The 20346-nt window shown below is 67.7% G+C and carries 19 protein-coding genes and 1 tRNA gene; 18 read left to right on the top strand and 2 right to left on the bottom strand.

Annotation, left to right across the window (positions count from 1 at the left end; genetic code table 11):
* Position 1 precedes the first annotated feature (1 nt).
* From BM214_RS08850 to BM214_RS08810, 9 genes are all read left to right on the top strand, one after another.
* Positions 2–78: transfer RNA gene (locus BM214_RS08850), tRNA-Val, on the top strand.
* A gap of 397 nt (positions 79–475) precedes the next feature.
* Entirely contained in the window at positions 476–838 is a 363-nt protein-coding gene (locus BM214_RS08845; RefSeq protein ID WP_090485944.1) for a metalloregulator ArsR/SmtB family transcription factor, read from the top strand.
* Positions 839–842: 4 nt separating this feature from the next.
* Positions 843–1799, top strand: coding sequence for a permease (locus BM214_RS08840; protein ID WP_090485863.1), 957 nt, complete (start codon positions 843–845; stop codon positions 1797–1799).
* Between the two features lie 12 nt (positions 1800–1811).
* On the top strand, positions 1812–2045 hold the full coding sequence (locus BM214_RS08835) for a thioredoxin family protein (RefSeq protein WP_090485860.1): 234 nt from the start codon (positions 1812–1814) through the stop codon (positions 2043–2045).
* 17 nt (positions 2046–2062) lie between these two features.
* Positions 2063–3283, top strand: a complete 1221-nt coding sequence (gene arsJ / locus BM214_RS08830) for an organoarsenical effux MFS transporter ArsJ (RefSeq protein ID WP_090485857.1) — start codon at positions 2063–2065, stop codon at positions 3281–3283.
* Positions 3284–3418: 135 nt separating this feature from the next.
* Entirely contained in the window at positions 3419–3718 is a 300-nt protein-coding gene (locus tag BM214_RS08825) for a FeoA family protein (RefSeq protein ID WP_090485854.1), read from the top strand.
* Positions 3715–3942, top strand: coding sequence for a FeoA family protein (locus BM214_RS08820; protein WP_090485851.1), 228 nt, complete (start codon positions 3715–3717; stop codon positions 3940–3942). Before BM214_RS08825 ends, BM214_RS08820 begins: the two co-directional genes overlap by 4 nt.
* Positions 3943–6300: a Fe(2+) transporter permease subunit FeoB gene (gene feoB, locus BM214_RS08815; protein WP_090485848.1), complete on the top strand. Its 2358-nt coding sequence runs from the start codon at positions 3943–3945 to the stop codon at positions 6298–6300. It abuts the gene before it with no gap.
* A complete protein-coding gene (locus BM214_RS08810; RefSeq protein WP_090485845.1) occupies positions 6297–6575 on the top strand; it encodes a FeoC-like transcriptional regulator in 279 nt (92 codons plus the stop codon). Before feoB ends, BM214_RS08810 begins: the two co-directional genes overlap by 4 nt.
* Positions 6576–6680: 105 nt before the next feature.
* Here the strand turns inward: BM214_RS08810 and BM214_RS08805 are convergent, their stop codons facing one another.
* Positions 6681–7532 carry a universal stress protein gene (locus BM214_RS08805; protein WP_090485842.1) on the bottom strand — a complete coding sequence of 284 codons (852 nt, stop codon included), beginning with the start codon at positions 7530–7532 and terminating at the stop codon, positions 6681–6683.
* Positions 7533–7556: 24 nt separating this feature from the next.
* Positions 7557–9053: a SulP family inorganic anion transporter gene (locus BM214_RS08800; protein ID WP_090485839.1), complete on the bottom strand. Its 1497-nt coding sequence runs from the start codon at positions 9051–9053 to the stop codon at positions 7557–7559.
* Positions 9054–9906: 853 nt separating this feature from the next.
* Between BM214_RS08800 and cas6 the strand changes: the two genes are divergently transcribed.
* The 9 genes from cas6 to csx16 all read left to right on the top strand — a co-directional run bounded on the left by cas6 (position 9907) and on the right by csx16 (position 20339).
* Positions 9907–10875, top strand: coding sequence for a CRISPR system precrRNA processing endoribonuclease RAMP protein Cas6 (cas6, locus tag BM214_RS08795; protein WP_244887912.1), 969 nt, complete (start codon positions 9907–9909; stop codon positions 10873–10875).
* Between the two features lie 79 nt (positions 10876–10954).
* Complete coding sequence (gene csm6, locus BM214_RS13015; RefSeq protein WP_090485833.1) at positions 10955–12124, top strand: CRISPR-associated ring nuclease Csm6; 1170 nt, start codon at positions 10955–10957, stop codon at positions 12122–12124.
* An 80-nt stretch (positions 12125–12204) separates the two neighbouring features.
* Positions 12205–13299: an RAMP superfamily CRISPR-associated protein gene (locus BM214_RS08785; RefSeq protein ID WP_090485831.1), complete on the top strand. Its 1095-nt coding sequence runs from the start codon at positions 12205–12207 to the stop codon at positions 13297–13299.
* A 1-nt stretch (position 13300) separates the two neighbouring features.
* A complete protein-coding gene (gene cas10, locus BM214_RS08780) occupies positions 13301–16228 on the top strand; it encodes a type III-B CRISPR-associated protein Cas10/Cmr2 (protein ID WP_143096376.1) in 2928 nt (975 codons plus the stop codon).
* The gene (locus BM214_RS08775; RefSeq protein ID WP_090485825.1) at positions 16225–17379 is read left to right on the top strand and encodes a type III-B CRISPR module-associated Cmr3 family protein; all 1155 of its coding nucleotides are present in this window, start codon (positions 16225–16227) and stop codon (positions 17377–17379) included. The genes cas10 and BM214_RS08775 overlap by 4 nt, the downstream gene beginning before the upstream one ends.
* Positions 17380–17417: 38 nt before the next feature.
* Positions 17418–18350, top strand: a complete 933-nt coding sequence (gene cmr4 / locus BM214_RS08770) for a type III-B CRISPR module RAMP protein Cmr4 (protein ID WP_090485822.1) — start codon at positions 17418–17420, stop codon at positions 18348–18350.
* A 3-nt stretch (positions 18351–18353) separates the two neighbouring features.
* Positions 18354–18752 (top strand): type III-B CRISPR module-associated protein Cmr5, encoded by a 399-nt coding sequence (gene cmr5 / locus BM214_RS08765; RefSeq protein WP_090485820.1) that lies wholly within the window; start codon positions 18354–18356, stop codon positions 18750–18752.
* Positions 18749–20038, top strand: coding sequence for a type III-B CRISPR module RAMP protein Cmr6 (cmr6, locus tag BM214_RS08760; protein ID WP_143096375.1), 1290 nt, complete (start codon positions 18749–18751; stop codon positions 20036–20038). The genes cmr5 and cmr6 overlap by 4 nt, the downstream gene beginning before the upstream one ends.
* Position 20039: 1 nt before the next feature.
* Positions 20040–20339 carry a CRISPR-associated protein Csx16 gene (gene csx16 / locus BM214_RS08755; protein WP_090485817.1) on the top strand — a complete coding sequence of 100 codons (300 nt, stop codon included), beginning with the start codon at positions 20040–20042 and terminating at the stop codon, positions 20337–20339.
* Positions 20340–20346: the final 7 nt, after the last annotated feature.

The raw sequence follows: 20346 nt of genomic DNA, 5'->3' as shown, positions 1-20346 counted from the left end.
CAGGCGCGTAGCTCAGCTGGTTAGAGCACCACCTTGACATGGTGGGGGTCGTTGGTTCGAGTCCAATCGCGCCTACCAAACCAAGAGCCCGGCGGACTAAGGTCTTCCGGGCTTTTTTGTGTCCGGTAGACGGTGGACCGGTTCAAATACCTCCCCTCCGGGGATGCGTCATGCACTCATCCCACGCAGACCTCCACCCCGGTGCGTCCTCCCCATCCCCACTGCCTCAGCGCCCCGACCTCTCCAGGGCATCCGTCTCCCTTGCCGACATTCCCGGGCCGGGACCCCTCCCCTCCGGACGGGCCCAGGGATCGCCCCCCTCCCCCACAGCCCCCCCACATGCGGGCATGCCCACCGAGCTGCCCCGCCACACCCAGGGCCATGAATTCCCCATCCGCCCCTTTTTCCCATCCGTCCCTTGTATGGCATTCATTGCATATGCGATGATCTTTATATGCAGAATGATGAATATGTCATGTCCCCAAGCGATCTCTTCCATGCCCTCTCCCATGACACCCGCCTGCGGCTGGTCCTGCTGATGACGGAGCACGGCCGGCTGTGTGTCTGCCAACTGCAACATGCCGTGGACGAGGATCAGCCCAGCATCTCCCGGCACCTGGCCATCCTGCGCAAGGCGGGGCTGATCGTGGGTGAACGCCGCGCGCAATGGGTGGACTACCAGCTGGCCCCCCATCTGCCCGCCTGGGTGCACCAGGTCCTGGAAACCACGCTGGCCGCCGCCCGGGAGCAATCCCCGTTTCGGGAGGATCGCTTGCGGCTTACGCACATGAGCGTTACCTCCGGGCTCGGGGAGACCACCGGCACAGCCCTGGAGTGATCCCATGTTCCACTGGCTGGCCGACACCATCGTCTACGGCGCCCTCGGACTGACCGAAGGGGAGCGCCTGGCCGAGGCGCTGCATTTCTTCGTCATGGACACGGCGAAGATCTTCGCCCTGCTGGTGGTGGTCATCTACGTCATGGGGCTGCTGCGGGCGCTGATGAGCCCCGAGCGGGTACGTGCCTACGTGCGCGGCAAGCCCCGCTGGCTGGCACGGCTGCTGGCCATCACCCTGGGGGCGGTGACCCCATTCTGCTCCTGCTCCTCGGTGCCGCTGTTCATCGGTTTCGTCGAGGCCGGCATCCCCCTGGGGGTGACCTTCTCCTTCCTGATCGCGAGTCCCATGATCAATGAGATCGCCGTGGTGCTCCTCATCGGCATCCTCGGCTGGGAACTGGCGCTGCTGTATGTGGCCGCCGGGGTGCTGGTGGCCTGGTTCGGCGGTCTGGCCATGGAATGGTTGCGCACCGAGCGCTGGGTGGAGGACTACGTCTGGAAGATCCAGATGGGCGAGGCGCAGCCGACGGCCGCCGGCAAGGGCTGGAAGGGGCGGCACCGCTTCGCCGTCACGGAGGTCAAAGACATCGTGCGGCGCATCTGGAAATGGGTGGTGATCGGCATCGCGGTGGGCGCGGCCTTCCACGGCTTCGTGCCGGGGGAATGGGTCACCACCTACCTGGGCGCCCAGGGGGACTGGCTGGCCGTGCCCGGGGCCGTGCTGCTGGGCATCCCGCTGTACGCCAACGCCACCGGCATCATCCCGGTGGCCGAGGCCATGCTGGGCAAGGGCGCGGCCGTGGGCACGACGCTGGCGTTCATGATGAGCGTGGCCGCCCTGTCCCTGCCCGAGATCCTGATCCTGCGCAAGGTGATCCGCTGGCCCGCCCTCGCCCTGTTCGCCGGGGTGCTGGCCATCGCCTTCACCCTGGTGGGATGGACATTCAACCTGATGGCCTGAGGAGGCATGACGATGAAGACGATCCAGGTACTGGGCAGTGGCTGCGCCAGCTGCCAGCGCACCCACGAACTGATTGAGCACGTGGCCCGGGAACAGGGCGTCGAGGTGGATCTGCGCAAGGTCGAGGACATGGCCGACATCCTCGCCATGGGGGTCATGTCGACCCCGGCCGTGGCCATCGACGGTACCGTGGTGCATTCCGGCTCCATCCCCGACCGCCAGACCGTGCTCGGCTGGCTGGAATAAGTCGCAAAGAAGCCCTCATGTCCAGCGTCCTGCGGCAGTACCTCACCATCACCGGCAACTACTGGCTGTTCACCCTCACCGACGGGGCGATCCGCATGCTGGTGGTGCTGCACTTCTACCAGCTGGGGTATACGCCCTTCGCCATCGCGATGCTGTTCCTCTTCTACGAGTTCTTCGGCATCGTCACCAATTTCGTCGGCGGCTGGCTGGGGGCGCGCATCGGCCTCAACCGCACCATGCAGCTGGGCACCGGCCTGCAGATCCTGGCCCTGCTCATGCTCACCGTACCGGATGCCTGGCTGACGGTGGCCTGGGTCATGGCCGCCCAGGCCCTCTCCGGCGTCGCCAAGGACCTGAACAAGATGTCCGCCAAGGCCGGTGTGAAGATGGTGGCCCGCCAGGGCAACTCGCAGCTGTTCCGCTGGGTGGCCTGGATCACCGGCTCCAAGAACGCCCTCAAGGGGGCGGGCTTCTTCCTGGGCAGTCTCCTGCTGGCCTGGCTGGGCTTCCAGGGGGCCATGGGGGCCCTGGCCGCCATGGTGGGGATCGGTTTTATCATGACCCTCACCCTGCCCGCCGGCATGGGCGCGATCCGCCAGAAAGCCGCTTTCGGCCAGATGTTCGCCCGCGAGCCGGCCATCCACTGGCTGTCCGGGGCTCGCGTATTCCTGTTCGCCTCGCGGGATGTCTGGTTTGTCGTGGCCCTGCCGGTGTTCCTGGTCTCCATGGGCTGGGATTTCCATTGGGTGGGGGCCTACCTGGCCCTGTGGGTGGTGGGCTACGGCATCGTCCAGGCCCTCGCCCCCAGGCTGATCGGCGCCCAGCGGGACCGCAACGGGCCCGGCCCCGCCGACGACGGACCCGGCGGGCGAACCGCCATCGGCTGGAGCCTCGCCCTGATCCTCCCCCTGGGCGCGATCCTCGCGGCGTTCTCCCTGGGGCTGACCTCCGCCTGGGTCATCACCCTGGGGCTGGCCTGCTACGGCGTGATCTTCGCCATCAACTCCGCGACCCACTCCTTCCTGATCCTGCGCTATTCCAGCAACGACAAGGCCTCCATGAACGTGGGCTTCTATTACGCGGCCAACGCCGCCGGCCGGCTGCTGGGCACGGTGCTCTCGGGACTGAGCTACCAGACCATCGGCATCACCGGCAGCCTTGCCGTTGCACTGGTGTTCGTGCTCCTCGCCGCAGGGTTCAGCCTGCGCCTGCCGGCCGTGGAACCCAGGACCGGCTGACTCCCCTGGAAAGCCCCATCTGCTATTTCTTTCGGGAATTTCATAGAAAAAAATGATGATAACGATTGCAATTGCCAATCGTTCGCGATTGCATTATCTTGCATCTCATCGGTCCACATGACCCGGAGGTAACAGATGAACCAGCAATCCAAGGGCTACGCCCTCACCATGGCGCAGGAAGACGAGACCGTGCGCGTTGTGGCGCTTCGGGCCGGACGCAATCTGGACCGCCGGCTCACGGAGCTGGGCATCCACATCGGCAGCGAACTGCGGGTGGTACAGCGCCAGGGCAACGCCCTGGTGGTTTCCCGGGACCAGGCCCGCATCGCCATCGGCGCGGGCATGGCCATGAAGATCCTGGTGGTGCCGGCCAAGATGCCCTCCGCCTGCAACGACACGGATCTGAACGCCTGCGCCGCGGAGGCCCGGGCATGACATTGAAGGAACTCAGTGTCGGCGAGACCGGCGCCGTCGCCGGCTACACCCCATCCGCCCGCGCCTATCGCCGCAAACTCCTGTCCATGGGGCTCACCCCGGGGACGGAGTTTCGCATCACCCGCATCGCCCCCATGGGCGACCCGGTGGAGATCCAGGTCCGCGGTTTCAAGCTGAGCCTGCGCCGCGACGAGGCCGACGCCCTGCAAGTGGAGAAACGGTAAATGTCCGAGAGATTCGTCATCGGGGTGGTGGGCAACCCCAATTGCGGCAAGACCACCCTGTTCAACGCCCTCACCGGCTCCAAGCAGCGGGTGGGCAACTGGCCCGGGGTCACCGTCGAACGCAAGATCGGCCATTACCGTTATGAGGGGGCCGAGTACGAGATCGTCGACCTGCCGGGCACCTACGCCCTGGACGTGACCAGCGAGGATGTCTCCCTGGACGAGAAGATCGCCCGGGACTACGTGCACGGCGGCGAGGCGGACCTGATCGTCAACATCGTGGACGCCTCCAATCTGGAGCGCAATCTCTATCTCACCACGCAGCTTCTGGAGATGCGCCGGCCCGCGGTGGTGGCCCTGAATATGATGGACGCGGCCAAGGACGCCGGCATGCGCATCGACGTGGACCGCCTGTCCAAGCGCCTGGGCTGCCCGGTGATCCCCCTGGTGGCCTCCAAGCGGGAGGGCATCGATGCCCTGAAGCAGGCCCTGGCAGCGGCGGCCCGCAGCCATCCCGTCTCCGACGTCCGCATCCCCTATGACACCGCCCTGGAACAGGCCATCGACGACCTGCTGCCGGACCTGGAAGCCACGGCGAAACGCGCCGGGGCCGATCCCCGCTGGCTCGCCTCCCGGGCCCTGGAGGGGGATGATCTGGCCCTGCGCCTGGCCCGGGACGCCGTGAGTCCGGAGCACCTGGAACGCCTGCGGGACGGCCTCGGGGAGGACGTGGACATCCTCCTGGCGGACGGCCGCTACGGCTTCGCCCACCAGGTGACGGAGGAGGCGGTGAAGCGCAAGGGCGAGGCCACCCGCAGCCTCTCGGACCGCATCGACCGAATCCTGCTCAACCGCGCCCTGGGCATCCCCATCTTCCTGGGGGCCATGTATCTGATGTTCATGTTCACCATCAACATCGGCGGCGCCTTCATCGACTTCTTCGATCTGTTCACCGGCACCCTGCTGGTGGACGGCCTGGGCACCCTGATGCAGGGCATGGGCGCCCCCGACTGGCTCACCGTGGTCCTGGCCGACGGCATCGGCGGGGGCATCCAGGTGGTGGCCACCTTCATCCCGGTGATCGCCTCGCTGTATCTCTTCCTCTCGTTCCTGGAGGACTCGGGCTACATGGCCCGGGCCGCCTTCGTCATGGACCGGGCCATGCGGGCCGTGGGCCTGCCGGGCAAGTCCTTCGTGCCGCTGATCGTGGGCTTTGGCTGCAACGTGCCGGCCATCATGGCCACGCGTACCCTGGAGCAGCCCCGGGACCGGCTCATGACCATCCTCATGGCGCCGTTCATGTCCTGTGGCGCACGCCTTCCGGTGTATGCCCTGTTCGCCGCCGCCTTCTTCCCGGTGGCGGGTCAGAACATGGTCTTCGGCCTGTATCTCATCGGCATCGCCGCGGCCGTGCTCACCGGGCTGATCATGAAAAAGACCCTGCTGCGGGGCCAGAGCATGCCCTTTGTCATGGAACTGCCCCCCTACCACCTGCCCACCCTCAAGGGCGTGACCCTGCGCACCTGGGAGCGCACCCGGGGGTTCATCCTGCGGGCGGGCATGATCATCGTGCCCATGGTGCTGGTGCTCAACTTCCTCAACGCCCTGGGCACGGACGGTGAATTCGGCCACGAGAACACCGACCAGTCGGTGCTCAGCCAGGTGGGCCAGGGCATCGCCCCGGCCTTTGGCCCCATGGGGCTGGACGAAGAGAACTGGCCCGCCACCGTGGGCATCTTCACCGGCGTGCTGGCCAAGGAAGCGGTGGTGGGGACCCTGGACTCCCTCTACAGCACCCTGGCCGAGCAGGATGCCCGGGAGGCCGGCCTGGAGGTGGCCGAGGAATCCGGGTTCCGCCTCTGGGATGGCCTGGGCGAGGCCTTCGCCACCATCCCCGCCAACCTGGGGGATGCCGTGGGCACCTGGGGGGATCCCATGGGCCTGAGCGTGGGCGAGGTGGGCGACACCGAGACCGCCGCGGCAGAGCTGGGCGTCACCACCGGCACCTTCGGGGCCATGGTGCAGCGCTTCGACGGCACCGCCGGGGCCTTTGCCTACCTGCTGTTCATCCTGCTCTACTTCCCCTGCACCGCCGCCCTGGCGGCCGTGTTCCGGGAGACCAACCTGCGCTGGACCGCCTTCGTGGCCCTGTGGACCACGGGCCTGGCCTATATCACCGCCACGGTCTTCTACCAGGCGGCCACCTTCGCCCGCCATCCGGCCTCCTCGGCCGGGTGGATCGGCGGCCTGCTGGCCGGGTTCGCGGTCTTCATCCTCCTGCTGCGCTGGTGGGGCAGCCGCCAGGGCCGGCGCATCGGCGCCCGATCCGCCGCCGTGGCGGAAGGGGGCGGGGCATGATCCTCTCTCAACTGCTGGACTACCTGCGCAGCCGCCGCCGGGCCTCCCTGCTGGACATGCAGCACCACTTCCACGCCGAGCCCGAGGCCCTGCGGGCCATGCTGGCCACCCTGGAACGCAAGGGTCGGGTGCGCCGGCTGCCCCCGGGCACGATCTGCGGCGCAGGCTGCAGCTACTGCAATCAGCAGGCGCCGGAACTCTACGAGATCGCCGAGGGGGCGACGATCCCCGAAGGGGCACAGCCCCTCATGGACCTGCGCCGGGCCCACGGCTAGGCCCTCCCTCCGGACCGGGCGGAGGCATTGCCCCCACACACACAAAAGGCCCCCGCCCTTGCCGGACGGGGGCCTTTCCTTTTCCGGGGCTACCCTTCCCGGGGTCTAGCGCAGGACCAGCAGCGGGATGGGGGCCTTCATGATCATCTGCGTGGTGGTGCTGCCCACGAACCAGCGCCGCAGGCGGGAGTGGCCGTAGGCCCCCATGGCCAGCAGGTGGATATCCGCCTCCTTCGAGTAGGCGCACACCGTGTCCACCACATCCCCCGCACGGATGGCGGTCTGCACCGCGAACCCCTTCTGCCCCAGGGCGTTGCGGGCGTTCTCCACGCGGGACCGGTTGTCCGGGGTGTCCTCCCCCACCAGCAGCAAATGGGTCTCCAGGCCCTGCAGCAACGGGCTCTCCGCCACCTTCTCCACCACTTTGTGGGCGGTGGCGCTGCCATCGTAGGCGATGAGGAAGCGTTTCGGCTCGCGGTACTCCAGGGGGCAGACCAGCACGCCGCGATCCAGGGTGCGGATCAGGCTCTCCAGATGGGAACCCACATGCCGGGCATGCATGTCCCCGTCCCGGCCCTGTTTGCCCACCACCACCAGGCGGGCCTCCCCCTGGATCTCGCTCACCGCCTCCACCACGGTGCCGTTGCGCAGCAGGCTGCCGGGATCCCCGATACCCTGATCCCGCACCCGTTCCACGGCGTCGTTGAGGATGGCCCGCCCCTGCTCCCGCAGGAGGCGGCCGCGCTGTTCCTCCGTCTCCACCATCTTCGCCAGCAGGGCCTCCCGCCCCCCCAGGCTCAGGTTGCCGCTCAGGTCCCCCTGGCCCTCGGCATGGGGATTGTGGATCACGTGCAGGAACGTGAGGGGTGCGTCCATGCGCCGGCTGGCCCAGGCGGCATGGTCGCAGACGGAAACCGACGACCGCGAGCCGTCGATGCAGGCAATCACCTTATTCATGGAAGGATCCTTCGGATATGGGCTTTAGTGGGCCATGAGCTGATCGGCGGCGTCCGGCTTGTCGTGCACGGCGTGCCGGTCGACGATGGTGGCGGTGGCCTCGTTCATGCCGATGATCTCCACCTCCGTCCCCTCGCGGCGGAAGTTGATCACCACCCGGTCCAGGGCCGCCACGGAACTGATGTCCCAGAAGTGGGCCCGGGAGAGGTCGATGGTCACCTTATCCAGATCCTCGCGGAAATTGAAGGCATCCAGGAACTTCTCCGTGGAGGCGAAGAAGACCTGCCCGTAGACCCGGTAGGTGCGGTGCAGGGTGTGATCGTCGGGGCGCAGATCCGTGTCCGCCCCCACGAACATGAACTGGCTCACCTTGTTGGCGAAGAACAACGAGGCCAGCAGCACCCCCGTAAGCACCCCGATGGCCAGGTTGTGGCTCAGCACCGTCACCGCCACGGTGGAGACCATGACGATGTTGGTGCTCAGGGGGTGCTTCTTCATGTTCTTGATGGAGCTCCAGCTGAAGGTACCGATGGAGACCATGATCATCACCGCCACCAGGGCGGCCATGGGGATCAGGCTCAGCACCGGCGAGAGGAACACCACCATCACCAGCAAAAACAGCCCCGCCATAAGGGTGGACAACCGCCCGCGGCCGCCGGATTTGATGTTGATCACCGACTGGCCGATCATGGCGCAGCCCGCCATGCCGCCGAAGAAACCGGAGACGATGTTGGCCAGGCCCTGCCCCTTGCACTCCCGGTTGCGGTCGGTGCGGGTGTCGGTCAAATCATCCACGATGCTCTGGGTGAGCATGGACTCCAGCAGCCCCACCACCGTCATGGCCAGGGCATAGGGCAGGATGATCCACAAGGTCTCCAGGTTCAGGGGCACCTGCGGCCACAGGAACACCGGCAGGCTGTCCGGCAGTTCCCCCATGTCCCCCACCGTGCGCACGTCCACCTGCAACAGCCAGGTGATGAGGGTGAGCACGACGATGGTCACCAGGGGGGACGGCACCGCCCGGGTGACATAGGGAAAGAGGTAGATGATGCCAAGGCCCAGGGCCGTGAGGGCGTAGACATGCCAGGTCACCCCCGTCAGCTCCGGCAACTGCGCCAGGAAGATCAGGATGGCCAGGGCGTTGACGAAACCGGTCATCACCGAGTTGGAGATGAAGCGCATCACCCGCCCCAAGCGCAGATACCCCGCCAGGATCTGCAACACCCCCGTGAGCAGGGTCGCCGCCAGCAGATATTCCAGGCCGTGCTCCTTCACCAGGGTGATCATCAGAAGCGCCATGGCCGCCGTGGCCGCCGAGATCATCCCGGGCCGCCCTCCCACGAAGGCGATCACCACGGCGATGCAGAAGGAGGCATAGAGCCCCACCTTGGGATCCACCCCCGCGATGAGGGAAAAGGCGATGGCCTCGGGGATGAGGGCCAGGGCCACCACCAGACCGGCCAGGGTGTCCCCCTTGATGTTGGAAAACCAATCCTTCTTGATGCGTTCTGCGAGGGTCATGGAATATCGCTTCCCGGTTCAGACAAAAGGGCATGCACACCCCGGACCCGGACCCGAAACCCTCCTCCCCTTGCGGGGCATCCGGCGTCTGAAGGCGACCGGATCGACGGCTTCGGGCCCGAGGCCCGGGGCGTTTTCAATGTGTATTCACGAATGGAAGATGCGGAGCTGGAGGCGGCATCCGCCCTGACCGGATGCCCGCGGCCACTCAAGGCCGCTTCACGCATGGGCCGCGGGAAAACGCGGCAAAGAAAATCCTGCAAGACCCGCCCCAAGCGGCGCCACCGGCGAAGGGGACAGGTCCCGCAGATGGCGATTCCATGGCGGCACGACCGCCGGATCGCCGAAACCCGTGAAAGGGTCGGCACTATACAGCAACCCCGCCCCCGCGGCCAGCACACCGGCCCTTCCCACCCCCGGGCATGTTCCACGTGGCACTCCTGGCCGCGGATCGGGATCCATGGGGCAAGCCCTTGATCCGCCGGACCCGGGGAGAGACTTCACAAATCACTTCAACTCCATCCCACAACACCTTGCATCTCAGGGTCAAAAAGCCATAAATCAATTCAACAAAAACCTAAAAAGCATTGATATATGTAGATTTTCATTTCACGAAACACCCCCTGTTGTGCCACGCGAACTCCTTGGATACAGTTGAACACGCCTACAGGAACCGTCCCCGCAACGGGGGCATGCAATCCAGCAAGGGAGATCACGGAAGTGGCAAGCCTGCAGCGGCGCGGACAGCGGCAAGAACCGGATACCCTCACGATCCCCTGTATCGGGAGGGAGATGCACCATGGAAAGAACCGCCGCCATACCCCCTGAATCCGCCGCCCCAGGAACATCCGTCGTGCAGGAAGCCCCCAGGATCCCCCTCGCCCGTTACCGCATCTGGTTTGAGGCCTGCCAACCCGTCACCCTGCCGGAGCGGGCCGGTTCCACCTGGCGCGGGATCCTCGGTCATGCCCTCCGGCGCGCCGTATGCGTCACCGGCCAGGACCGCTGCCGGGACTGCCTCCTGGTCCATGCCTGCGCCCATGCCTATATCTTCGAGACCCCGCCCCCGCCGGATACGGGCAAGATGCGCAAGTACACGGCGGCGCCCCATCCCTTTGTGCTGAATCCGCCCCCGGGACGCACCCGCCTGCAGGCGGGCGAACCCTATACCCTGGGCCTGACCCTCATCGGCCGGGGCAACCGCCATCTGCCCTATATCATCCACGCCCTCTCCCGCGGCGCCCGGGACGGCGTGGGCCGTGGCCGGGCACCCATGGCGCTGACCCAAGTGGAGCAGGAAACCGCTCCCGGCGCAGGCCAGTGGACCCGCATCCACGAGGCGGAAGGTCCTCTGGAGGCGATCCCCCCGCAGCCCCCTCAGATGCCGCCCCCACCCGGGCATCGGGTCACCCTGCATCTGGACACCCCCCTGCGCATCAAGCGGGAAGGCCGTGCCCTGGGGGCAGCGGATCTGGGATTCGGGGACCTGTTCTCCAACCTGCTGCGGCGCGTCTCCTTGCTCAGCCATTTCCACACCGACACCCCCCTGGAGACGGATTTCGCCGGCCTCACCCAGGCCGCCCGGCAATGGCCGGGGATGGAAGCCAAGCTCCAATGGCAGGACTGGGAACGCTATTCCTCACGCCAGGGGCGGCACGTCCCCATGAGCGGGCTCACGGGAGAGATCACCCTGGCCCCGGAAGGACTGGCCCCGTTCTGGCCTTACCTGTGGCTCGCCCCGTTCCTCCATGTCGGCGCCGGGACCAGCATGGGCCAGGGGGCCTGCCGCATGGACAGAGCAAAAATCCACCTGGAGGACTGAATCCGGCAGGCCTGCTAGGGCACCCATGAAGCCCCGGGCTGCGGCAGGATCCCCGATACACAACGCCATAGACACAAGGATGACCCCGCAACGATCCCCCCATACGGCCCGGACGGACACCGATCCCGCCGGTTATCCCCGGCGCATCCTCCTGGCCGTCACCGGACTGGCCCCCCAGGTGGTCACCGAGACCCTCTACGCCCTGGCCACCGGCCCCACCCCGCGGGCCCTGCCCAACGAGGTCCACCTGGTGACCACCGCCGAGGGGGCGGAACGGGCCCGCCTGTCCCTGCTCTCCCGGGAACTGGGTTGGTTTCACCGGCTGCGGGAGGAGTACCAGTTACCGGAGATCCGCTTCGACGAGACCTGCATCCATGTCATCCCCGACGCCGACACGCGCCCCCTGGAGGACATCCGCACCCCGGCGGATAACCTGGCGGCGGCGGACTTCATCACCGAGCAGGTGCGCCGCCTCACCCACGACCCCGACAGCGCCCTGCACGTCTCCATCGCCGGCGGGCGCAAGACCATGGGCTTCTTCCTGGGCTATGCCCTCTCCCTCTTCGGCCGCCCCCAGGACCGGCTCTCCCATGTCCTGGTGAGCAAGCCCTTCGAGTCCACCTGGCAGTTCTTCTACCCCAGCCGCGCATCCCGCGTCCTCGCCACGCAGAACGGGGACAACCTGGTAGACGCCCAGAATGCCCGGGTCACCCTGGCGGAGATCCCCTTCGTCAGCCTGCGCCACGGGCTGGATGAACGCCTCATGAGCGGCCAGGCCAGCTACCGGGAGGTGGTGGATGCCGCGCGGGAAGGGCTCGCCCCGCCCGCGGTCACCCTCCATCCCGCCAGCCGGCGCGCGCGCCTGGGACGGCACACCCTGACCCTGCCCCCGGCCCAGATGGCCCTCTACAGCCTCTTCGCCCGCCGCGCCGCCGCGGGCGATCCGCCCCTGGAGGCCCCCGGCAAGGGGATCCCGGACCGGGCCTGGGCCGAGCGCTACCTGCAGGAACTTCGGGCCCTGGCAGGGCCCATGGCGGACCTGGACAAGACCGAACGGGCCCTGAAGGACGGCATGGACGGGGACTACTTCTCCCAGGCCCTCTCCAAGCTGCACCGGACCCTGAGAAAGGCCCTGGGGCCGGCGGCCGGCCCCTATCTCATCCACGATGGCGGCACCCGCCCCCGGCGCTACCGCCTCGACCTGCCCCCCGAGGCCGTCCATTTCAGCGGCGACCCGCCCCCGGACTGAGGCGGCAAGCCTGCCAGAACCCCGAAATCTCACGTGGATGCCCCATCCTGCGTTCACCCCAGCTTCGAGGCGGAGATCCCATGAAGCGACTGCAATACACCCTCACCTTCAACACCCCGGCCTTCCTGGGCAACGCCCATCAGGAGGGCCAATGGCGCACGCCCCCCATCAAGGCCCTGCTCCGCCACTGGTGGCGCATGGTCCACGCCCCCGAGGTGGGCTTCAACGTGGACCGCCTGCGGCAGGCCGAGGCCCTGCGCTTTGGCAGCGCATCGGACCAAAACGACAAGAAATCCCTCCGATCCCCCATCCGGCTACGCCTGGGCCCGGCCTGGTCCAAGGGCCAACTGGACCAGAAGCAATGGCCCAAAGGGTTCGCTTCGGTCCACACCGGGGCCGGCAGGGGCGTGCGTTCGGACGTCTACCTGGGCTTCGGTGCCGTGCTCCCGGGTAACAGAGAAAACCGAAAGGCCCTGGGCACCCAAGACACGGCCGTGCTCACCTTGATCTGTCCCGATGCATATGCACCGGAAATCCTCCAGGCCCTGCAACTGATCCAGTGGTTCGGTGCCCTGGGCAGCCGCAGCCGCAACGGCTGGGGCTCGATCACCCTCACCCCCCATGACGGGACCCCGCCCCTGGAATCCCTATCCCGAGAGGCCCCCCTTCTGCAGCAAATCACCTCTCCTTTGGAGAAATGCCTGCAACGGGACTGGGCCCACGCCATCGGCCTGGATGCACAGGCGGGGGAAGAACGCCCGCTGATCTGGCGCACCCGGCCCTGCAAGAACTGGCAGCAGGCGGTGGATACCCTGGCCGACACCCTCTACCGCATACGCAGCGCCGCTAAAGGCCACAAAACCCACGTGTGCGGGCGTCCGGTCGGGGCCCTGCATCTTTTGGGCTATCCGGCCGGCACCAACAACAGCCCCTGGGATCTGCAGGTACAAGACAGGAATCTCCGGCTGGCCTCGCCCCTGCGCTTCAAGGTCCTGCAGGAAGGGGACCAACTCCGGGGGATCGTCGTACACACCCCCAGCCGCCCTCCCGAACGGGAATTCCTGGAGGCGCTGAGGAATGACCACGCGAGCTGGTTCCGTTCTCCCGAAAACCTAAAGAAAAGCTGGGAAATCATCCACAAGGCCCTGGACGCACACCATGAAAGGATCGTCTGACATGAGCACCCACTGGAAGAAGAAACTGGCCGCCTGGGTCCATGATCCGGCGGAGAAGGCCCTGGTACTGATGCGCGACCGCGCGGGGCATGAACAGGGCACGGTCGGGGAGCTGCGTCAGCGCCTCCGGATCCAGGACGGCGACTTCGACCGCCGGGCCGACCATCTGGCCGCAGCGGCGGACCGGCCCAACTGGCCCTTCCGCCAGGGGGAACGCTTTCCCGCCTGGGCCACGGTGCGCTTCACGGAGCAACCCCAGCTCATCCATCCCCTCTCGGGCGCCCGCTTCGACCTGCTCAAACTCACGGACATCGGGGTGGATCACATCAAGGACATCAGCCTGCAGCACTTCCAGCGGCTGATCCAGGCCGGGGGGGACGACCCGCGCCGCACCTTCCTGGCCTTCTGGCGCTTCGGGCCCGAGGGCCGCCTGGCCGACGCAAACCTGGGCGCCCTCTGGCAGGAACTCCCCGCGGACACCCGCACCCCGGATCACACCATCTGGGCCCACCTGGACACCGTCTCGGCCCTGCACACCGCCCTGGATCAGGGGGACGAACCCTGCCTGCTGGCCCTGAGCTTCGGTCCCGTACAAGGCTTCATCAGCCAGGGGCGGTCCACCTCCGACCTGTGGGCCGGATCCCACCTGCTCTCCTCCCTGGTCTGGTCCGCCCTGCGGGAGATCGCCAGCGAACTGGGACCCGACGCCGTACTCTTCCCGGCCCTGCGGGGCGTACCGGCGGTGGATGCCTGGCTGCTGGAAGAAGGGGGAGACGCCTTTGAGGAACTATTCCAGGAGTTGGGGGCGGATTTCCTCACGCGCCGGGACGACACCAACCCCCTGTTCTCCGCCGCCCTGCCCAACAAATGCCTGTGCCTGGTCCCCTCCCGCCGCGCCCGGGAGCTGGCGGAACGGGCCATCTCCGCCGCCCGGCGCCGGGCCCTGGACATCGCCCACGAGGCGGCCCGGCGGGTGTTCAAAGAAGCGGGATGCGAGATCACGGACACCACCCGGGCCCAGATCGAGGCACAGATGGCGGCCTTCCCCGAGGCCTTCTGGACCGCCGCGCGCTGGCCCGTGGGCGAGGATCACCGCGACATCGAAACGGCCAGCCAGCGGCTGCAGACCGCCCTGGGACAGATCCATCCCGATCTGCAGAAACAAGGGGTCTTCACCCCCGCCACCTGGGCGGCCCTCCACCGCCAGCTGGATCTGGAGGGCTGGACCTTCTGGCGACCCAACGCGGGCATCCTCTACCCGGCGGTGCACGAACTCACCGAACGCCACCTGGCGGCGGGCAAGACCATCCGCCCCTTCGAGGCCCCGGAGCAGGAGGGCCACCGCTGCACCCAGTGCGGCGAACGGGAATGGCTCACCCCGGATCAGGAACTGCTCGGCCTGAACCGCAGGGACCGCCAGCAGCAAAGCCCCTGGGGGCGGCTGGCGGAGAAGCGCCGCGCCTGGGCCAAGGGCGGTGAGCACCTGTGCGCCCTGTGCACCGCCAAGCGCCTCTGGCCCACCCTGTTCACCGAGACGGTGGAGCAACACCTGGACATGGATATCCGCCGCTTCGTGGTCAGCACCCACGCCCTGTCCCTGTCCACCACCCTGTGGAAACACCGGAATGAGACCCGGCGCTCCCCGGACCAGTCGTGCCGTGAAAATAAACTCAAACAGCGACTGGCCCTGGTGAAGCCCGAGCCCACCGTCCTGCCCCGCAAACTGGCCCGTGAACTCCCTCATCAATCCGAAGACATGCAGTACATCGCCAGGCACCTGCCCTCGGCCCTGGAGATGCTCAAGGACGATGCGGCCATCCAGGGGGTGGACGCCGAGGCCCTGGAGCGGGACATCTCCAGCGTCTTCCAGCCCAGGGAGACCTATTACGCCCTCATCCAGATGGACGGCGACCGCATGGGGGCCTGGTTCGCCGGCAACGAAGAGGCCTACACCCTGCGCTACCAGGACACCTGGCATACCCAAATCCAGGCGCAGATGGACCGGGTGGCCCGGAAAAAACGGGCCCTGCACGACTACATGGAGACCCGCCGCCCCCCCTCCCCCGGCCGCCACGGGGCCCTGTCCTCGGCCTTGAACCACTTCTCCCTGCACTTGGCCCGGTACGTGGTGGAGGAGTGCGTCAAGGGCAAGCTCATCTATGCCGGGGGCGACGACGTGCTCGCCCTGGTGGCGGTGGACGACCTGCTCGACGCCATGCAGCTATTGCGCCTGGCCTACAGCGGCCTGGCCCCCGACCCGGCCATGGGCCTGGATGCCCATGTGGGCCGCCTCCTGGAGGGCATCGACCCCGTCCAGGACAAACTCCTGCTCAAGGACGGCTTCGGCCTGCTGCATGGGCGGCTCATGCGGCTCATGGGCCATCGCGCCACCGCCTCCATGGGGGCCGTGGTGGCCCACCACCAGGCGCCCCTGGCCCGGGTTCTGCGGGAACTGCGCGAGGCCGAGGCCGGGGCCAAGGCCGCCGGGCGCGACCGCTTCTGCCTGCGGGTGCTCAAACGGGGCGGCGGCGCGGAACAACTCACCGCCCCCTGGTGGCCTTTGGGGGAACACAGGATCCCTCGCATGGACAGGGCCACCCTCACCCTCATGGGCCGGCTGCGGGACGAACTGGCCTACACCGACTTCTCCCGCGGGGCCATCTACCGCGCCCAGCTGTGGTTCGAAGGGCTCACCGACCACCCCCAGGACAAACACGATCCCCGCTGGCGCGCCCAGATGGCCGGGGCCCTGGCGCAACAATTCACCCGCCAGGCCGGCAGCCCGGAACTGGCCCGGGAGATCGTGGAGTTCGTCTGCGAAACCATCGACCCCGAACACCCCCGCACGGCCATCGGCCAGTTCCTCGCCGTGAGCGAGTTCTTCGCCCGGCCGGAACGCAGCCGCCATGAAAAGGAGGCCCTGGCATGACCCTCTGGCTCTTCATCCAACCCGTGGACAGCCTGTTCTTCCGCGGCAACCTGTCCTTCGGCGAAGCCGGGGAACACGGCACGGGCACCATGCCCCCGCAACCCTCGGTGATGGCCGGGGCCCTGCGCTCGGCGATCCTGGGGGCGCACCCCGAGGCCCTGCACCAGTTCACCCGGGAAGGGCGTTGCCAGGACCCGCACCTGGCGCAATGCCTGGGCACCCCCCAAAAGCCCGGCACATTTCGCCTGCGCGCCCTGCACCTGGCCCGCCGCCGACAGGGCCAGTACGAACCGCTGCATCCCCTGCCGGCGGACCTGGTGCGGCTGGAATCGGGGCTGTATCCCCTGATCCCCCAGTCTCCGGACCCCGGGATGATCCTGGGACCGCAACCCCTGCCCAAGACGGCCCTGCTCCACTGCCCACGCACGGAAAAACCCCGGGGCGGGGGCTATCTCACCCCGGAGGGCTGGCGTGCCCATCTGCGCGGGGAAATCCCGGAGGCCTCCCGGCACGTGGTGGAGGACGGGGCACTGCACCGCACCGATCCCCGCCTGGGCATCGGCCTGGATCCCCGCGCCCGCACCGCCCGGGAAGGCCTGATCTACACCACCGACGGCCATGCCCTGACCCCCGAAGGCCCGGACGGCACCGCCACCGGCTTCCTCGTGGGGGTGGACGGGGCCGATGCCTTCCTTGAGCGGGAAGGCCTGCTGCGTCTGGGCGGGGATGGCCGGGCCGCGGGCTTTGGCCCCGTGGACTTCGAGCCCGAAGCGCCCCCCCTGGAGGCCATCGCCCGCAACCGCCGCTTCCGGCTCATCCTGGACACCCCCGGCCTCTTCGCCGGCGGGCATCTGCCGCAGGCCATCCAGCAACAGGGGGATCAGCACTGGTTGCAGGGGGAAGGCTTCTCCGCCCGGCTCACCTGCTGCGCCCACGGGCGTCCCGGCATCATCAGCGGCTGGGATCTGCAGCAATGGTGTCCCAAGCCGGCCCGGCGCGTCGTCCCCGCCGGGGCCGTGTACTGGTTCGAGGACCTCCAGGGCGACCCCGAGGCCCTGGCCGCCTGGGTGGCCGACGGCCTGGCCCGGGATCGGGCCTGCTCTGAGGCCCGCCGCGCCGAAGGCTACAACCAGGCCACCCTGGCCGCCTGAATCCGTAACCCTCATCCACGCAACACAAGGAACCGCACATGTTCGCCGCACAACAACTGGTCTTCTACTACGCCACCAGCCCCGCGCACATGGGGGCTGGCACGGCGGTGGGCGCCATCGACAGCCCCATCCAGCGGGAGGTGCATACCCAGCATCCGCAGTTCGCCGCCTCCGGCATCAAGGGGGCGGTGCGCCATCACTTACACGCCCTCTGGGGCAAGACGGACCACCTGCTGGAGCGCCTGTTCGGCCCGGAAACCGACGCCTCGGAGCACGCCGGGGCCGTGGCCTTCAGCGACGCGCAACTGATGTGCCTGCCGGTGCGCGCCCTCAAGGGGGGATTTGTCTATGCCACCTGCCCCCTGGCCCTGGCCCGGGCCAAGCGCCTGGCGGGGATGGCCGGCCTGCCCTGCCCCTGGGAGGTCCCGGCGATCCCCGACAACCAGGCCGCCGTCCGCAAGGAGCTGCTGAGCCAGGACCGGCTCGTATTGGAGGCCTTCACCTTCGCGCCCTGCGAGGCCGAAACCGGACGTCAGGCCATCGCTGAATGGCTGGCCCGGCACGCCCTGCCCCCGGGGGCGGAAAACGCATTCTTCGCGGAAAAACTCCAAAAGGACCTGGTGATCCTCTCGGACACCGATTTCGCCCATTTCGCCCGGCATGGCATGGTGGTGGAGCCCCACGTACGCATCGATGACCTCTCCGGGACGGCGGATGGCGGCGGCCTGTTCTACGTGGAGAACCTGCCGCCGGAATCGCTGCTGGTAGGCCTGGTCCAGGCCAGCGTGGAGCGCTACAAGAAGGACAAGAAACCCGAAAACGCCCTGGAGGATGCCGGGGAGGTCCTCTCCCGGGTGCTGCAAGGGGACGGGACCCTGCCCGGCATCGCCGATCGCATCGTGCAGATGGGCGGCGACGGCAGCACCGGCCGCGGCCTGATCCTGATCCACCCCGTCTCCCGGGAGGCCTGAGCCATGCAGCAGACCCTTGATCAGCAACGCGCCGCCTTCGCCTGGGAGGTGGCCGCCCAGGGCATGCAACACGGCGGCGAAAACTACCGCAAACTGGCCAAGGGGGCCCCCGCCCTGATCATGACCAGCGGGCTCATGCCGGTGCTGGCCTTCTACAAGAGCAAGGACGCCCATCACCAGCGCCTGCTGGATCACATCATCCGGGGCATCACCCGGGAGCTCTGGGGCGAGAACCTGCCGGAAAATGCCGGTCAAAACCTCTTTCAAGACTTCATGAAGCGCCTGCAACAGGCGGATTCCGAGACCTACCGCCGGGCCACCGACAGCGCCCTGGAAACCCTCAAATGGATCCGCCAGTTCGTGGACGCGGTGGAAACGGCCCAGGGAGGGAACCCACGATGAACCAGCCCGCCATCCCCCAAGACGTAGCCCGGTCGGCGGACTACAAGGACTGCGCCCCGGGGCACCGCTTCCTGCTCTACTTCCCGGTGTGGGACCACAACTTCGCCCGCCAGGACAACGCCAAACACACGGCCCTGCAGCAGGTGGCCTCCTCCCTACCCCGCAGCAGCCGGGACCTTTGTGATGCCCTGGTCCGGCGTCAGAACGCCCTGTTCCAGGGCCACCCCCATGGCCTGCGGGTGGAGGCACGCTCCACCGCCCCCTTCGCCACGGGCCTGGGCAACGAACACCCGGTGGAGAACGGTTTCGCCTTCCTCACCCCCTACGGCCTGCCCTACCTGGCCGGCAGCGGGGTGAAGGGCGTCCTGCGCCGGGCCGCCGAGGAACTGGCCCTGGATCCCGGGGCCTATCCCGCCAACCAGCGCCCCACCCTGCTGGACGTCTGGTGGCTGTTCGGCTTCGAGGCCCCGAATGATGAATGCCTCAAGGACCCCTCCTGGCAAAGGGCCCTGGAGGCCCTGGCCCAAAGGGCGGATCTGGACGACTTCATCCGCCAGGGCCTGGCGGACCAGCCCGGGGATCGGGAACGCTACACCGGCACGGTGGACAACCGCGCCACCTTCCTGAACAGGTTCTGGAAATCCAAAGACCTGCCCCGTCGGATCCACCACCGGGGGGCCCTCGCCTTCTGGGATGTCTTCCCCGAGGCCAAGGGCATGGTGGTGGAGATCATGACCCCCCACTACAAGGAATACTACTTCAACGGCCAACCGCCCCACGACGCCGGCCAGCCCAATCCCGTCCCGTTTCTCGCCGTACCCGACGGGACGGACTTCACCTTCCATGTCACCTGCGCGCCGCAGTCACTGCCCGAGTCCCTGCAGACGGGCTGGAAACCCCTCATGGAGGCGGTCTTCGCCCATGCCTTCGACTGGCTGGGCTTCGGCGCCAAGACCGCCGTGGGCTATGGCGTGCTGGAGGACCGCAACCTGGCCTCTCCCCTGGCCCCGGAGACCGCCTCCGAGGCCTCACTTCGGGCCCAGCGCATCACCTGGGAAGCCGCCAGACTGGAATACACCCCCAACGACCAGACCCTGCTGGCCCAGCACGAAGGCAACACCGCCCGGGTGGTGGGCAAGGAGGCCAGCATCCAGGTCCTAGGGGATCCAGCGGAACTGGAAAGACTAAAGAAGCAACAGAGGAAAAAAACCATCACCCGCCGGGTGGAAGTGGAGGCCAAGGGCAACCAGTTCACCCTGTGCCGGGTATTCCCGGCGGAGGGATGACATGGCCCCGCGCACCTACTTCGTCAGCCGTCATCCCGGCGCCATGGAATGGGCCGCCCGCCACGGCATCCAGGTGGATCAGCAGATCGACCACCTGGACGTGGAACGGATCCAGCCCGGCGACACGGTCATCGGCACCCTGCCCGTGCACCTGGCCGCCCGTGTCTGCCAACGGGGCGGCCGCTACCTCAACCTCTCCATCGACCTGCCCCCGCACCTGCGGGGGCGGGAACTCACCGCCGATGATCTGGAAGCCCTGGGGGCCCGGGTTCAGGCCTTTCATGTCCGGCCCATCGACTGATGCATCC

It is taken from the genome of Ectothiorhodospira mobilis (assembly GCF_900114895.1).
GTDB classification, from domain to species: domain Bacteria; phylum Pseudomonadota; class Gammaproteobacteria; order Ectothiorhodospirales; family Ectothiorhodospiraceae; genus Ectothiorhodospira; species Ectothiorhodospira mobilis_A.
This window is presented reverse-complemented; position numbering and strand designations above follow the sequence as displayed.

Coding starts and splice junctions, on each gene's coding strand:
- BM214_RS08845 (WP_090485944.1), top strand. CDS start 476: ATGTCCCCAAGCGATCTCTTCCATGCCCTCTCCCATGACACCCGCCTG.
- BM214_RS08840 (WP_090485863.1), top strand. CDS start 843: ATGTTCCACTGGCTGGCCGACACCATCGTCTACGGCGCCCTCGGACTG.
- BM214_RS08835 (WP_090485860.1), top strand. CDS start 1,812: ATGAAGACGATCCAGGTACTGGGCAGTGGCTGCGCCAGCTGCCAGCGC.
- arsJ (WP_090485857.1), top strand. CDS start 2,063: ATGTCCAGCGTCCTGCGGCAGTACCTCACCATCACCGGCAACTACTGG.
- BM214_RS08825 (WP_090485854.1), top strand. CDS start 3,419: ATGAACCAGCAATCCAAGGGCTACGCCCTCACCATGGCGCAGGAAGAC.
- BM214_RS08820 (WP_090485851.1), top strand. CDS start 3,715: ATGACATTGAAGGAACTCAGTGTCGGCGAGACCGGCGCCGTCGCCGGC.
- feoB (WP_090485848.1), top strand. CDS start 3,943: ATGTCCGAGAGATTCGTCATCGGGGTGGTGGGCAACCCCAATTGCGGC.
- BM214_RS08810 (WP_090485845.1), top strand. CDS start 6,297: ATGATCCTCTCTCAACTGCTGGACTACCTGCGCAGCCGCCGCCGGGCC.
- BM214_RS08805 (WP_090485842.1), bottom strand. CDS start 7,532: ATGAATAAGGTGATTGCCTGCATCGACGGCTCGCGGTCGTCGGTTTCC.
- BM214_RS08800 (WP_090485839.1), bottom strand. CDS start 9,053: ATGACCCTCGCAGAACGCATCAAGAAGGATTGGTTTTCCAACATCAAG.
- csm6 (WP_090485833.1), top strand. CDS start 10,955: ATGACCCCGCAACGATCCCCCCATACGGCCCGGACGGACACCGATCCC.
- BM214_RS08785 (WP_090485831.1), top strand. CDS start 12,205: ATGAAGCGACTGCAATACACCCTCACCTTCAACACCCCGGCCTTCCTG.
- cas10 (WP_143096376.1), top strand. CDS start 13,301: ATGAGCACCCACTGGAAGAAGAAACTGGCCGCCTGGGTCCATGATCCG.
- BM214_RS08775 (WP_090485825.1), top strand. CDS start 16,225: ATGACCCTCTGGCTCTTCATCCAACCCGTGGACAGCCTGTTCTTCCGC.
- cmr4 (WP_090485822.1), top strand. CDS start 17,418: ATGTTCGCCGCACAACAACTGGTCTTCTACTACGCCACCAGCCCCGCG.
- cmr5 (WP_090485820.1), top strand. CDS start 18,354: ATGCAGCAGACCCTTGATCAGCAACGCGCCGCCTTCGCCTGGGAGGTG.
- cmr6 (WP_143096375.1), top strand. CDS start 18,749: ATGAACCAGCCCGCCATCCCCCAAGACGTAGCCCGGTCGGCGGACTAC.
- csx16 (WP_090485817.1), top strand. CDS start 20,040: ATGGCCCCGCGCACCTACTTCGTCAGCCGTCATCCCGGCGCCATGGAA.